Consider the following 12,753-nt stretch of genomic DNA (forward strand, 5'->3'; position numbering starts at 1 on the left):
ACCAGCGCGCTGCTCACCGACTGGCAGTTCGAAACCGCGCAAGGCGCGCTGACGCTGCGCCCGCCCTCGCGCTTCGTGGTCAGCTCGAATAACGCCGCCATCCACGCCGCACGCCTGGGCGGCGGCTATACCCGCGTGCTCTCCTACCAGGCCGCCGACGCCGTGGCGCGGGGCGAGCTGGAGATCGTCCTCGACGCTTTCGCCACCGCGCCGCTGCCCATCCACCTGCTCTACCAGGACAGCGCGCGGCTGCCGGCCAAGGTGCGCAGCTTCGTCGCCCATTGCGCCGAACGCCTGCGCGTCGACCCGGCGCTGCAAGCCGGCAGCCCGTGAGCCGCTACCGCGAGATGCAGGTGTTCGATGCCGTGGTGCGCTGCGGCAGCCTCGCTGCGGGCGCGCGCCAGCTGGAACTGTCCACGGCCACGGTGATGCGCGTTGTCGCTGCGCTGGAGGCGCGCCTGCACTGCGAACTGCTGCTGCGCGGGCCGCGCGGCGTCGAGCTGAGCGCCAGTGGTGAAGCCTTCGCCACCAGCTGCCGGAACATCCTGCGCGCTGTCGCCGAAATGGAGGGCTCCGCCGGCGGCCTGCACGCGCACCCGGCCGGCCAGCTGCAGATCGCCCTGCCCCTGCTGCTGGCCGACCAGGTCTTCGCGCCCATCGCCCTGGATTACCTCGCCGCGTTCCCCGAAGTCAGCCTCACTAGCCGCACCCGCGAAGACCTGCCGCGCCTGCTGGAAGACGGCATCGACATTGCCCTGGTGATTGGCGCGCTACCCGATTCATCCGCCTTCGCCGTGCCGGTGGGCACGGTGCGGCCGATCATCTGCGCGGCGCCGGATTACCTCGCCCGGCACGGCACGCCGCAGTCGCCGGAGCAGTTGAAGATCCACAGCATCATCGCCACCGGCAGCCAGGGCGCGGTCAGCGAATGGCGCTTCCGCCAGCAGGACGCCGCCCGTTCGGTGCGCCTCACCCCGCGCCTGGCCTGCAGCACCGCCAATGCCGCGATCCGCGCAGCCGCCCAGGGCCTGGGGCTGATCCGCTGCCTGAGCCACGAAGTGCACCGCGAGCTGAAGGCCAGCCAGTTGCAGATCGTCCTCGACGACTACGCCGCCCCCGGCCTGCCGGTGCAACTGATCTACCGCGAAGGCCGCCGCGCCGCCGCCCGCGTTCGCACTTTCCTCGACTTCGCCGTGCCGCGGCTGCGCGCGCATCCGGCCTTGCGCGGTTAAGCCCAAGCCTCGACCGAGCAGCGCCGGCGTGGCCGGCGACTGTGGGGGTTCGCGAGCAAGCTCGCTCCTACAGGGTGGCTCCGGAGCTTCCTTGTAGGAGCGAGGGGGACGCCCAGTCCTTGCTCGCGAACCGCACAGCACCGTTGCTCTCCAGCACGTAAAACGCCCTCGCCCCCATCCGATTCTTCCACTTTCTGAAACGCTGGATTGCCCACCCTGGCGATTCTGCCCGCGGCCCATCGCGCGCAGCATTCATCCATCAGCACGAGCAACCCGCCACCCGGCGACTCGGCGCTGCCTTCAAACCCCTCACCGGAGTCACCGTCATGGCCCACGCCCTCAAGCTCTACCACTTCCCCCTGTCCGGCCACGCGCACCGCGCCGAGCTGATGCTCTCGCTGCTGCAGCTGCCCGCCGAACTGGTCTTCGTCGACCTGGCCAAGGGCGCGCACAAGCACCCGGACTTCCTCGCCCTGAACGCCTTCGGCCAGGTGCCGGTGCTGGATGACGATGGCGTGATCGTCAGCGACTCCAACGCCATCCTCGTCTACCTGGCGAAGAAATACGGCAACGGCCGCTGGCTGCCGGAAAACCCGCAAGGCGCCGCCCACGTGCAGCGCTGGCTGTCGGTAGCTGCCGGGCAGGTCGCCTACGGCCCGGCCGCCGCACGGCTGATCACCGTGTTCGGCGCCGCCTTCAACCCCGAGGAAGTCGCCACCCGCGCCCATACCCTGTTCCAGGTGATGGAGCGCGAGCTGGCCAAGTCGCCCTTCCTCGTCGGCACCGAAGCGACCATCGCCGACGTCGCCAACTACTCGTACATCGCCCACGCGCCGGAGGGCAACGTCTCCCTGCAGGACTACCCGAACCTGCGCGCCTGGCTGGCCCGCGTCGAGGCCCTGCCCGGTTTCGTGCCGATGCCGCGCACCGCCATCGGCCTGCAAGCCTGATGCAACCCGCGCTGCCGGGGCGACCCGGCAGCCACTTCGTCGCGAGGTGAGCACCATGTTCCAGTTGCCCAAACACCGTCATTCCCCCTGGCACGCTGGTGAGAAGGTCATCCAGGAGCGCGTCGGGGTCGCCGAGCGCATGGAAGTCCACGGCCAGAAAGTCATCCGCGACTACATGCCCGACCAGCACCGCGAGTTCTACCACCAGCTGCCCTTCATCATCGCCGGCGCCGTGGACGACCTGGGCCGGCCCTGGGCGACCCTGCTCGAAGGCGCCGAAGGCTTCGTCACCTCCCCCGACCCGAAGAGCCTGCTGCTCGACAGCCAGCCCGACAGCCAGGACCCGGCCGCCAGCGGCCTGCAAGCCGGCCAGTCGATCGGCCTGCTCGGCATCGAGCTGCACACCCGGCGGCGCAACCGCATGAACGGCATCCTCCAGCCGGTCGATGGCGCGCGGCTGTCGGTGGCCGTCGAGCATTCCTTCGGCAACTGCCCGCAGTACATCCAGAAACGCGAGTGGAACCGCGACGAGCAGCGCTATAGCCAGCGTGCTCCGCGCGAGGATTTCGCCGAACTGAACGACGAGCTGGCGACCATCATCGGCAACGCCGACACCTTCTTCGTCGCCAGCTACGTGCAGCACGAGGACGGCCAGCGCTCGGTGGACGTCTCCCACCGCGGCGGCCGTCCGGGTTTCGTCAAAGTATCCGGCAATCGCCTGACCATCCCCGATTACGCTGGCAACCTGCACTTCAACACCCTGGGCAACCTGCAGGTGAACCCGCAGGCCGGACTGCTGTTCGTCGACTTCGTCAGCGGCGATGTGCTGCAACTGCATGGCCGCAGCGAAATCCATTTCGACAGCCCGCTGCTGGCCGCCTTCGAAGGCGCCGAACGCCTGTGGACTCTGGACGTGGAGAGCGCCGTGCTGCGCCGCAGTGCTCTGGCGATCCGCTGGAGCTTCCAGGAGTACTCGCCCACCAGCCTGATGACGGGCACCTGGGCCGAGGCCGACGCAAAACTGCGCGAGCGTGAACAGCGCCAGCAGTGGCAGGACTGGCAAGTGCTGCGCGTGGAGCAGGAAAGCGAGGACATCCGCTCCTTCTACCTGCAACCGCCGACCGACGTTACCGTGAACTTCGCGCCGGGCCAGCACCTTCCCGTGCGCCTGAGCGTTGGCGACCAGGCGCTGATCCGCACCTACAGCCTTTCCAGCGCGCCGTCGGATGGCGAGTTGCGCATCAGCGTCAAGGCCCAGGGGCCGGCGTCCCAGCACCTGCACACACAGGTTGGTGTCGGCGACCGCCTGCAGGTCCGCGCGCCCATGGGCAGCTTCACCCTCAAGACCGATAACGAACGCCCGGTGGTACTGATCGGCGCCGGCGTGGGCATCACTCCCCTGCTGTCGATGCTGCGCGAGCTGGTAGCCGGGCCGGCGCGGCGCGTGCACCTGTTCCAATCCGCACGGACGCTGAGCCAGCTTCCGTTCCAGCGCGAGATCGCCGAGCTGCGCCAACGCGCCCCACAACTGCAAGTCCATCGCGCCCTCAGCCGCCCGGAACCCGAGGCGCTGGCCGGCCGCGACTTCGAGCAGGTCGGGCGTCTGGACATCGACGCGATCAAGGCCCGCCTGCCGCTGGACGACTACGACTTCTACGTCTGCGGCCCCGGCGAATTCACCCAGGCGATCTACGACGGCCTGCGCGGGCTGAACATTGCCGACGCGCGTATCCACGCCGAAACCTTCGGCCCCTCGACCCTCAAGCGCCAGGGCGACGGCCAGGCGCCGACGCTGGTACAACCGCCCGCCGCCACCGAACCGGTGCCGGTGTACTTCGCCGGCTCCGCCAAGGAAGCCCGCTGGAAGCCGGAAAGCGGCACCCTGCTGGAGCTGGCCGAAGCCCGCGGCCTGTCCCCCGACTTCAGCTGCCGCGGCGGCTCCTGCGGCACCTGCCGGACGAAGATCGTCAGCGGCCAGGTGCACTACCCCAACCCGCCGGCGGAGATGCCCGAAGCCGGCAGCGCACTGATCTGCTGCGCCATCCCGGCGCAGGACGACAGCGGCGTGCAACCGCTGGTGCTGGATATCTAGGGAGGCGAATGATCATGAACGCACTGACTGCATTCGAGAGTGGAAGCGAGCGCTTCCCGCACTGGAGCGAAGAGCTCCTCGACGCCCCCGAGCCAGGCTTCTGCGGCCCGACCGAAACGGAAGTCGGTTTCCTGCTGCCACAGCTGATCTCGACACCAGGCTGCCCATCGCGCTCACGCACCCTGGAGATCGGCACAGCAGTGACGCGCTGGCTCAAGTGGGCTTTCTAGGCGTTGTTCTCGGACATAGCCCGCTCCTAACTGGAAAATCCTGTGCCGACCCCAGCCCTCTCTCCCGCCCTGGCTGCGCGCCTCGCTCCGAAGGGAGTGGGAGCCGCCCGGTATGGCCGGCAGGCACGGAGTTCCGCTTGATGCCGTACAGTCCCCTCTCCCTTCAGGGAGAGGGTTAGGGAGAGGGAGCCCCCCCGGCAAGGATTTTCAGAAGAAGACCGTTGCTCCTACAGAGGACGCTCTGCGCGTCTGAACAACCTCCAGACCAACCGCCATTGACGGCACCTTCCCACCGGATAAACTGTATATCCATACAGCACATTCCGAGCCATCCAATGCCCCGCCAACCCATCGCCCCCCCCCGGCTATCCTGCCGGGCGCATGACTGTCGCCGCTCGCCGGCCGGGAGGCCGTGATGGGCAGCGTGGTTGCGCTCGATACCCTGTTCCACCAGCGCCAGGTCTGGAAGGGGCAGCCCCAGGGCCTGCCGCCCAGCCAGCAGCCCACCGGCCATGCCGTGCTGGACGCCGCCCTGCCCAGCGGTGGCTGGCCGGAAGCGGCGCTCAGCGAAATCCTCCTGGCCGCCGAAGGCACCGGTGAGCTGCAACTGGTCTGGCCGACCCTGGCGCGACTCAGCGCGGCAGGCGAACGCATCGTGCTGGTCGCGCCGCCCCATGTGCCCTACCCGGCCGCCTGGCAGGCCGCTGGCGTTGCGCTGGACCAGCTCGCCATCGTCCAGGCGACTGGCCGCGATGCGCTCTGGGCCGCCGAGCAGTGCCTGCGCTCGGGCAGTTGCGGCGCCGTGCTGTGCTGGCCGCAGCAGGCCGACGACCGTGCCCTGCGCCGCCTGCAGGTGGCCGCCGAAACCGGGCAGACCCTGGCCATCGCCTACCGCTCGCAACGTGAAGCACTCAACCCGTCGCCCGCCGCGTTGCGCCTGGCGCTGGATGCCAACCCGGCGCAGCTGCGCGTGCTCAAGTGCCGTGGCGGCCTGGCGCCGGCGCGGCCCATCCCATTGCCCTGGCACTGAGGCCGGTATGCTCTGGGCCTGCATTCTCCTGCCGCAACTGGCGATGGACGGCGTGCTGCGCGGCCGCGCCGAGCCGGATGCCGCCCTGGCGCTGCTCACCGGGCCGACCCAGCGCCGCGTGCTGCAGGCGGTGAACCCGGCTGCGCGGGCGCTGGGGCTCAAGCCCGGCCAGTCGCTCACCGCGGCCCAGGCCCTGAGCCGCGAATTCGCCAGCGCCGAGTACGACCTGCGCGAAGTGCAGCGCTGGCAGAACCTGCTGGCCGCCTGGGCCTACGGTTTCAGCTCGCAGGTCAGCCAGCACTACCCGCGCGCACTGCTGCTGGAGGTGCAGTCCAGCCTGCAACTGTTCGGCCCCTGGCCGCGCTTCGAGGCACGCCTGCGCGAGGAGTTGAACGGACTCGGCTTCCGCCACCGCATCACCGCCGCGCCCAACCCGGCCGCCGCGCGCATCCTCGCCAACGGCCACGACGGCCTGGCGATCCACGACAACGACCAGTTGCGCCAGTACCTGGGGAAGATGCCGCTGGAACGCCTGGGCCTGGAGCGCGACGCTGCCACTTCGCTGGGCCGCATGGGCCTGCGCAGCCTGCAGCAACTGCTCGCCCTGCCGCGCGAGAGCCTGGCCCGGCGCTTCCCGCCGCAGGTGCTGCGACAGGTCGACACCCTGCTCGGCCAGCGCCCGCTAGCCCTGGAGTTCTACCGGCCACCGGACCACTTCGAGTCGCGTATCGAGCTGAACTTCGACGTGGAATCCACCCAGGCGCTGCTGTTCCCGCTGCGCCGCCTGACCGCCGACCTCGCCGCCTTCCTCGCCGGTCGCGACAGCGGCGTGCAGCGTTTCGTCCTGCATCTGGAGCACCACGAAGGCAGCGACACGCAGATGCCGGTCGGCCTGCTCAGCGCCGAGCGCGAGGCGGCGATGCTCTTCGAGCTGACCCGTGGCCGCCTGGAACAACTGCAACTGCGCGCCCCGGTGCACAGCGTGCGGCTGCTGGCCGACGACCTGCCGGCCTTCGTGCCGCAGCACCGCGAGCTGTTCGACGACCGCCCGCAGCAATCGCTGCCCTGGGAGCAACTGCGCGAACGCCTGCGCGCGCGACTGGGTGACGACGCCGTACACAGCCTCGGTGGCCGCGCCGACCATCGTCCCGAGCGCGCCTGGCAAGGCAGCTCCACACCGTTGCAGGTCATCACCGAAGCCCCTCGCCCCGGCTGGCTGCTGGCCGAACCCCAGCCGCTGCGCGAGTTCGCCCCGGCCCTGCTGGCCGGGCCCGAGCGCATCGAATCCGGCTGGTGGGACGGCGAGGACATCCGCCGCGACTACTACCAGGTGCGCACCCGCAGCGGCCAACGCGCCTGGGTGTTCCGTCCGGTGGGCGACGACGGTCCGCTGCTGCTGCACGGCTGGTTCGCATGAGCGTGGAGAGCGAAGGCATCGGCTATGCCGAGCTGCACTGCCTGTCCAATTTCAGCTTCCAGCGCGGCGCCTCCAGCGCTGACGAGCTGTTCGCGCGGGCGAAGAAACACGGCTACCAGGCGCTGGCAATCACCGACGAATGCAGCCTGGCCGGCATCGTCCGCGCCTGGCAGGCGGCGAAGAAACACGAGATCGCGCTGATCACCGGCAGCGAACTGAGCATCGAGCAAGGCCCGAAGCTGGTGCTGCTGGCGGAGAACCTGGCCGGCTACGAGAACCTCTGCCGCCTGCTCACCCATGCCCGCCGCCGCGCCGAAAAAGGCAGCTATCGCCTGGTGCGCGCGGACTTCGACGGCAGGCTCGACCACCTGCTGGCGATCTGGCTGCCAAAGAACGACCGCGACGACGACGGCCTCTGGCTGCGTGAGCTGTTCCCCGAGCGCCTGTGGCTGGGCGTCGAACTGCACAAGGGCCCGGACGACACTGGCAAGCTACGGCGTCTGCAGGAACAGGCCGCGCGCCTGGAGATTCCCGCCGTGGCCTGCGGCGACGTGCACATGCACGCCCGCGGCCGCCGCGCCCTGCAGGACTGCATGACCGCCATCCGCCAGCACCTGCCGGTACACGAGGCCGGCCAGCACCTCTACCCCAACGGCGAGCGCCATCTGCGGCCGTGGGAGGCGCTGACGGCGATCTACCCGGCCGAGCTGCTGGCGGAGACGCTGAAGATCGCCGGGCGCTGCTCCTTCGACCTGGGCGAGGATTTGAAATACCAGTACCCGCGCGAGCTGGTGCCCGAGGGGCATACACCCACCACCTGGCTGCGTGAGAAAACCGAGGAAGGCATCAGGCGCCGCTGGCCGGATGGCGAGACAGAAAAAGCGCGCGCGCAGGTGGAATACGAGCTGGAGCTGATCGCCGAGCTGGGCTACGACAGCTACTTCCTCACCGTCCACGACATAGTCGCCTTCGCCCGCCGCCAGAGCATCCTCTGCCAGGGACGCGGCTCGGCGGCCAACTCGGTGGTCTGCTTCGCCCTCGGCATCACCGAGCTGGACCCGTCCAAGGCCAAGCTGCTGTTCGAGCGCTTCATCTCCCGCGAGCGCAACGAGCCGCCGGACATCGACGTCGACTTCGAGCATGACCGCCGCGAGGAAGTCATCCAGTACGTGTTCCAGCGCTACGGCCGCAGCCGCGCCGCGCTCACCGCCGTGGCCAGCACCTACCGCGGCGCCGGCGCGGTGCGCGACGTGGCCAAGGCGCTGGGCCTGCCGCCGGACCAGGTCGGCGCGCTGGCCGACTGCTGCGGCGCCTGGAGCCGCGAGGCGCCACCGCCCGAACGCCTGCTGGAGGCCGGCTTCGACCTGGAAAGCCCGATCCTGCGCCGCGTGCTGGCCCTGACCGGGCAACTGGTCGGATTCCCCCGGCACCTGTCACAGCACCCCGGCGGCTTCGTCATCTCCCAGCAGCCGCTGGAAACCCTGGTACCGGTGGAGAACGCGGCGATGCCCGAGCGCACCCTGATCCAGTGGGACAAGGACGACCTCGACGCCGTCGGCCTGCTCAAGGTCGACGTGCTCGCCCTCGGCATGCTCAGCGCCCTGCGCCGCTGCTTCAACCTGATCGCCGACTATCGCGGCAAGCAGTGGACCCTCGCCACGCTGCCGCAGGAGTGCGCCAAGACCTACGAAATGATCAGCCGCGCCGACACCGTGGGCGTGTTCCAGATCGAGTCCCGCGCGCAGATGGCCATGCTGCCGCGGCTCAAGCCCAGGACCTTCTACGACCTGGTAATCGAGGTCGCCATCGTCCGCCCCGGCCCGATCCAGGGCGACATGGTCCACCCGTATCTGCGGCGACGGAACAAGGAGGAGCCGGTCGACTATCCCTCCGAGGAACTCAAGCCGGTGTTCGAGCGCACCCTCGGCGTTCCGCTGTTCCAGGAACAGGTGATGCAGCTGGCAATCATCGCCGCCGAATATACGCCCGGCGAGGCCGACCACCTGCGCCGCTCCATGGCCGCCTGGAAACGCCACGGCGGACTGGAACCGCACCGCCAGCGGCTGTTCGAGCGCATGACCGCCAAGGGCTACCAGCAGGAATACATCGCGCGCATCTTCGAGCAGATCAAGGGCTTCGGCAGCTACGGCTTCCCCGAGTCCCACGCCGCCAGCTTCGCCCTGCTCACCTACGCCAGCTGCTGGCTGAAATGCCACGAGCCGGCGGCCTTCACCTGTGCGCTGATCAACAGCTGGCCCATGGGTTTCTACAGCCCCGACCAGTTGCTGCAGGATGCCCGCCGCCACGGCCTGGAGATTCGCCCGGTGGACGTGCGCCACAGCCACTGGGACTGCACCCTGGAACCCATTGCCGAGCGCCAACCGGCGATCCGCCTCGGCCTGCGCATGGTGCGCGGGCTGCGCGAGGAAGTCGCCAATGCCATCGCCCAGGCCCGCGAGCAGCGCCCCTTCACCGATGTCGCCGACCTCTGCCTGCGCGCCCATCTCGACGGCCGCGCCCGCGAACAGCTGGCCGACGCCGGCGCCCTGCGCGGCCTCGCCGGCCACCGGCACAAGGCACGCTGGGCGATTGCCGGGGTCGAGCCGCAACTGCCGCTGTTCGCCGGCCAGGCCACCGAGGAAGAGCCGGTCAGCCTGCCGCTGCCCAGCCGCGGCGAAGACCTGCTCACCGACTACGCGACCCTCGGCACCACCCTCGGCCCGCACCCCATGACCCTGTTGCGCGGCGCCCTCAAGGCGCGCCGCTGCCGCAGCTCGAAGGAACTCACCACGCTGGAAGCCGACCGCCCGGTGCGCGTTGCCGGCCTGGTGGTCGGTCGCCAGCGCCCCGGCACGGCCAGCGGCGTCACCTTCGTCACCCTGGAAGACGAGTTCGGCATGATCAACGTGATCGTCTGGCGCGACCTCGCCGAACAGCAGCGCCGCCCCTTCCTCAGCGCCCGCCTGATGCAGGTGGACGGCACCCTGGAAGCCAAGGACGGCGTGCGCCATGTGATCGCCGGGCGGCTGACCGACCTCAGCGGGTTGCTGGAGGGGCTGGATGTGCGCAGCCGGGATTTCCACTAGTCCCCGGCTCCCGGCGGTATCATGCGCCCCCCTCATGCAAACCCTGGATGGACCCATGAAATCGAACGGACGCTCGCTGCTCCCTCTGCTATTTGCCGCACTCACCGGCACGGCACTCTCCTTCACAGCACTCTCCTTCACAGCACTGGCCGCCGATACCACGCTGCCCGCCGGGGAATATCTGGCCAAGGGTGGCTGGGGCACCCTGATCATCCAGAAGGCCGCCAATGGCCAACAGGGTTTCAGCCTCGAATCCCTCGGCGCCAACGGCCATTCCTGCTCGCTGGACGGCAGCATCCGCAACGGCGAGGCCAACCTGCATGAGGACTGGCAGGAAGGCGTGTGCAACGTGAAGTTCAAGTGGCAGGACAACGGCATCGAAGTCAGCAACGAGCAGAACGAGAACTGCCGGGGCTACTGCGGCGCCCGCGCGAGCTTCGACGGCAGCTACCTGAAGCCGGCAGCCGGTTGCAGCACCGAAGCCCTGCGCCAGACCCGCAATCGCTTCAAGAAGCTCTACGACAGCAAGGACTACGCCGGCGCCGAACGCCTGCTCGCCCCAGTGCTGAGCGACTGCAAGACCACTCTCCACTGGCTGGACGAACTGGCCACCCGCAATGACCTGGCCCTGACCCAGGCCAAGCTCGGCCAGGGCAAGGCCTGCCGCAGCACGCTGGAATCGATGATCGAGGACGCCAAGCGCTACAGCGGCCCCCAGGACGACAACACCGCCATCTGCGACAGCGGCGATCGCTACCTGCCCCCAGCGGACTGCGACGGCTACCTGCGCCAGGTCCGCGCCGCCAAGACCAACCTGGGTTGGTGCGAGCGCGCCGGAGGGTGATCCGCAACGTAGGGCGCATAACCCGACACGGGTTATCCGCCGTTGCGGCGGATAACGCTTGAGGCGTAATGCGCCCTCCTGCCCACCGTGAAGTTCGACGTGTTGTGCGGTTCGCGAGCAAGCTCGCTCCTACAGGCTCAGGTTTGCGCCGTGTGCTCTTTGTAGGAGCGAGCTTGCTCGCGAACCCGCCTGGCGCCGAACACTAGCGTAGGGCGCATAACCCGGAACGGGTTATCCGCCATTGCGGCGGATGACGCCTGAGGCGTTATTCGCCCTACAGGTGCAGCAGGACTACTGCTTCGTAGGATGGCGTGGAGCGCAGCGATACCCATCAAATCCCTGCAGAACACTGCGCTCCACCCATCCTACCCAGAGCGCTCAGCCTCCCAGCAGGTATATGACCAGTTCCCCCACCGACAACGAAAACAGATAGGGCCCGGTGAACCCCACCCAGATGAGCAAGGCCAACGGCGCATAGAGCAGCACCAACACCACGCGAGCCCGGCGGCTGCGCAGCATCAGCCAGAAGATCTGCCCCAGCGCAAACAACGCGCCGCACACCAGCGCCGGATCGAAGATGGCGTGGAAGCGGCCATAGTCGCTCAGCGCCCAGATATCGCTGCCCATGACCAGGAACATCGCGAGCGCCATGCCGGCCGCCCCCAGTGCCAGGGCCAGCAAAGCCCCCAGAAAAACCCAGCACGCCAGCCGGACCAGCCCGGGCTCACCAGATACGGATTGTTCGCCTTCCATCAGCCTTGTCGCTCATTTGCATGACCGCCCGACACTACACAACCCCGGCCGATTTGCGAAATAGCGCGCCGACGCCTTACGCTGCCGCCATTCTTCATTCCGGCCCCGAGCATGATCACCCTCCGCCACATCGAAGTCTTCCGCGCGGTCATGACCACCGGCAGCGTCACCCGCGCCGCGGTGTTCCTGCACACCAGCCAGCCTACCGTCAGCCGCGAGCTGGCCAGGCTGGAGCAACTGGTCGGCTTCGAGCTGTTCCTGCGCGAGCGCGGGCGGCTGGCGCCAACGGCGCGGGCGCTGATGCTGTTCGAGGAAGTGGAGCGCTCCTTCACCGGGCTGGAGCGCATCGTCGCCTTCGCCGACAGCCTGGGGCAGTTCGCCGAGGGCAAGTTCTCCATCGGTTGCCTGCCGGCGCTGACCCAGGCGCTGCTGCCGGAAGCCTGCAAGCGCTTCAGCCGGGAAAACCCGGCCATCAGCCTGGAAGTGGCGGCGCTCGAATCACCTCATCTGGAAGAGGCGCTCAGCGCCCAGCACCACGACATCGGCCTGATCGAGAACGACGACGCCCCGCGCGGCACCGAGCTGCAGCCGCTACTGGCGGTGGACGAGGTGTGCATCCTTCCGGACGGCCACCCGCTGCTGGCCCGCGAGCGCCTGGAAGCCGCGGACTTCGCCGGCCTGCCCTTCGTCAGCCTGGCCACCAGCGACCGCTACCGCCACCTGATCGACGCCGTGTTCCTCGGCGCTGGCGTGCAGCGGCAGATGCAGGTGGAAACCCACAGCGCCGTCTCGGTGTGCAGCATGGTCCGCGCCGGCCTGGGCCTGGCCGTGGTCAACCCGATCACCGCGCTGATGTTCCAGGGCCAGGGCATTCAGCTGCGCCCGCTGGCCTTCTCACTGCCCTTCCAGGTCAGCGTGGCGAAACCGCTGTACCGCCCCGCCACACCGCTGCGCGAACGCTTCGTCGCGGCCCTGCAGGCCGAGGCTGGCGTGCTGGTGCAGCGCCTGCGCGAAGCCGGCGTCGGCTGCACCCTATATCAAAATTGAATTGATCCGATAACAAGCGGCATTATTCAGTCATGCAAAGGGCCGGTAGACTAGCGCCATCTACTTTCGGAG

General features: G+C 68.8%; 11 protein-coding genes. 10 read left to right on the plus strand and 1 reads right to left on the minus strand.

The window, feature by feature from the left end:
• The 9 genes from QO207_RS25890 to QO207_RS25930 all read left to right on the plus strand — a co-directional run.
• Nucleotides 1-333, plus strand: a 333-nt coding sequence (locus QO207_RS25890) for a LysR substrate-binding domain-containing protein (protein WP_301535120.1), incomplete at its 5' end; no start/stop codon positions are given.
• Entirely contained in the window at nucleotides 330-1,232 is a 903-nt protein-coding gene (locus QO207_RS25895; RefSeq protein WP_301535121.1) for a LysR family transcriptional regulator, read from the plus strand. The genes QO207_RS25890 and QO207_RS25895, both read left to right, overlap by 4 nt.
• A 326-nt stretch (nucleotides 1,233-1,558) precedes the next feature.
• Nucleotides 1,559-2,182, plus strand: a complete 624-nt coding sequence (locus tag QO207_RS25900; RefSeq protein WP_301535122.1) for a glutathione S-transferase family protein — start codon at nucleotides 1,559-1,561, stop codon at nucleotides 2,180-2,182.
• A gap of 55 nt (nucleotides 2,183-2,237) precedes the next feature.
• Nucleotides 2,238-4,274: a pyridoxamine 5'-phosphate oxidase family protein gene (locus tag QO207_RS25905; RefSeq protein ID WP_301535123.1), complete on the plus strand. Its 2,037-nt coding sequence runs from the start codon at nucleotides 2,238-2,240 to the stop codon at nucleotides 4,272-4,274.
• A 14-nt stretch (nucleotides 4,275-4,288) separates the two neighbouring features.
• The gene (locus QO207_RS25910; RefSeq protein ID WP_301535124.1) at nucleotides 4,289-4,504 is read left to right on the plus strand and encodes a hypothetical protein; all 216 of its coding nucleotides are present in this window, start codon (nucleotides 4,289-4,291) and stop codon (nucleotides 4,502-4,504) included.
• 415 nt (nucleotides 4,505-4,919) lie between these two features.
• Nucleotides 4,920-5,534, plus strand: a complete 615-nt coding sequence (imuA, locus tag QO207_RS25915) for a translesion DNA synthesis-associated protein ImuA (RefSeq protein ID WP_301535125.1) — start codon at nucleotides 4,920-4,922, stop codon at nucleotides 5,532-5,534.
• A gap of 7 nt (nucleotides 5,535-5,541) precedes the next feature.
• Complete coding sequence (locus tag QO207_RS25920) at nucleotides 5,542-6,951, plus strand: DNA polymerase Y family protein (protein WP_301535126.1); 1,410 nt, start codon at nucleotides 5,542-5,544, stop codon at nucleotides 6,949-6,951.
• Complete coding sequence (locus tag QO207_RS25925) at nucleotides 6,948-10,037, plus strand: error-prone DNA polymerase (protein ID WP_301535127.1); 3,090 nt, start codon at nucleotides 6,948-6,950, stop codon at nucleotides 10,035-10,037. Before QO207_RS25920 ends, QO207_RS25925 begins: the two co-directional genes overlap by 4 nt.
• A gap of 55 nt (nucleotides 10,038-10,092) precedes the next feature.
• Nucleotides 10,093-10,881 carry a hypothetical protein gene (locus QO207_RS25930; protein ID WP_301535128.1) on the plus strand — a complete coding sequence of 263 codons (789 nt, stop codon included), beginning with the start codon at nucleotides 10,093-10,095 and terminating at the stop codon, nucleotides 10,879-10,881.
• 378 nt (nucleotides 10,882-11,259) lie between these two features.
• Here QO207_RS25930 and QO207_RS25935 read toward each other — a convergent pair whose 3' ends face one another.
• Nucleotides 11,260-11,634, minus strand: a complete 375-nt coding sequence (locus tag QO207_RS25935) for a hypothetical protein (RefSeq protein ID WP_301535129.1) — start codon at nucleotides 11,632-11,634, stop codon at nucleotides 11,260-11,262.
• Between the two features lie 111 nt (nucleotides 11,635-11,745).
• On the opposite strand from QO207_RS25935, the gene QO207_RS25940 reads away from it, so the two are divergent.
• Nucleotides 11,746-12,681, plus strand: coding sequence for a LysR family transcriptional regulator (locus QO207_RS25940; RefSeq protein WP_301535130.1), 936 nt, complete (start codon nucleotides 11,746-11,748; stop codon nucleotides 12,679-12,681).
• Nucleotides 12,682-12,753 lie beyond the last annotated feature (72 nt).

The organism is Pseudomonas sp. CAN1 (assembly GCF_030462585.1).
In the GTDB taxonomy this organism is placed as follows: Bacteria; Pseudomonadota; Gammaproteobacteria; order Pseudomonadales; family Pseudomonadaceae; genus Pseudomonas.

Excerpts from the sequence above, each read along its gene's own strand:
- QO207_RS25905 (WP_301535123.1), top strand. The coding sequence starts at position 2,238 with ATGTTCCAGTTGCCCAAACACCGTCATTCCCCCTGGCACGCTGGTGAG.
- QO207_RS25940 (WP_301535130.1), top strand. The coding sequence starts at position 11,746 with ATGATCACCCTCCGCCACATCGAAGTCTTCCGCGCGGTCATGACCACC.
- QO207_RS25930 (WP_301535128.1), top strand. The coding sequence starts at position 10,093 with ATGAAATCGAACGGACGCTCGCTGCTCCCTCTGCTATTTGCCGCACTC.
- QO207_RS25920 (WP_301535126.1), top strand. The coding sequence starts at position 5,542 with ATGCTCTGGGCCTGCATTCTCCTGCCGCAACTGGCGATGGACGGCGTG.
- imuA (WP_301535125.1), top strand. The coding sequence starts at position 4,920 with ATGGGCAGCGTGGTTGCGCTCGATACCCTGTTCCACCAGCGCCAGGTC.
- QO207_RS25925 (WP_301535127.1), top strand. The coding sequence starts at position 6,948 with ATGAGCGTGGAGAGCGAAGGCATCGGCTATGCCGAGCTGCACTGCCTG.
- QO207_RS25910 (WP_301535124.1), top strand. The coding sequence starts at position 4,289 with ATGAACGCACTGACTGCATTCGAGAGTGGAAGCGAGCGCTTCCCGCAC.
- QO207_RS25935 (WP_301535129.1), bottom strand. The coding sequence starts at position 11,634 with ATGGAAGGCGAACAATCCGTATCTGGTGAGCCCGGGCTGGTCCGGCTG.
- QO207_RS25900 (WP_301535122.1), top strand. The coding sequence starts at position 1,559 with ATGGCCCACGCCCTCAAGCTCTACCACTTCCCCCTGTCCGGCCACGCG.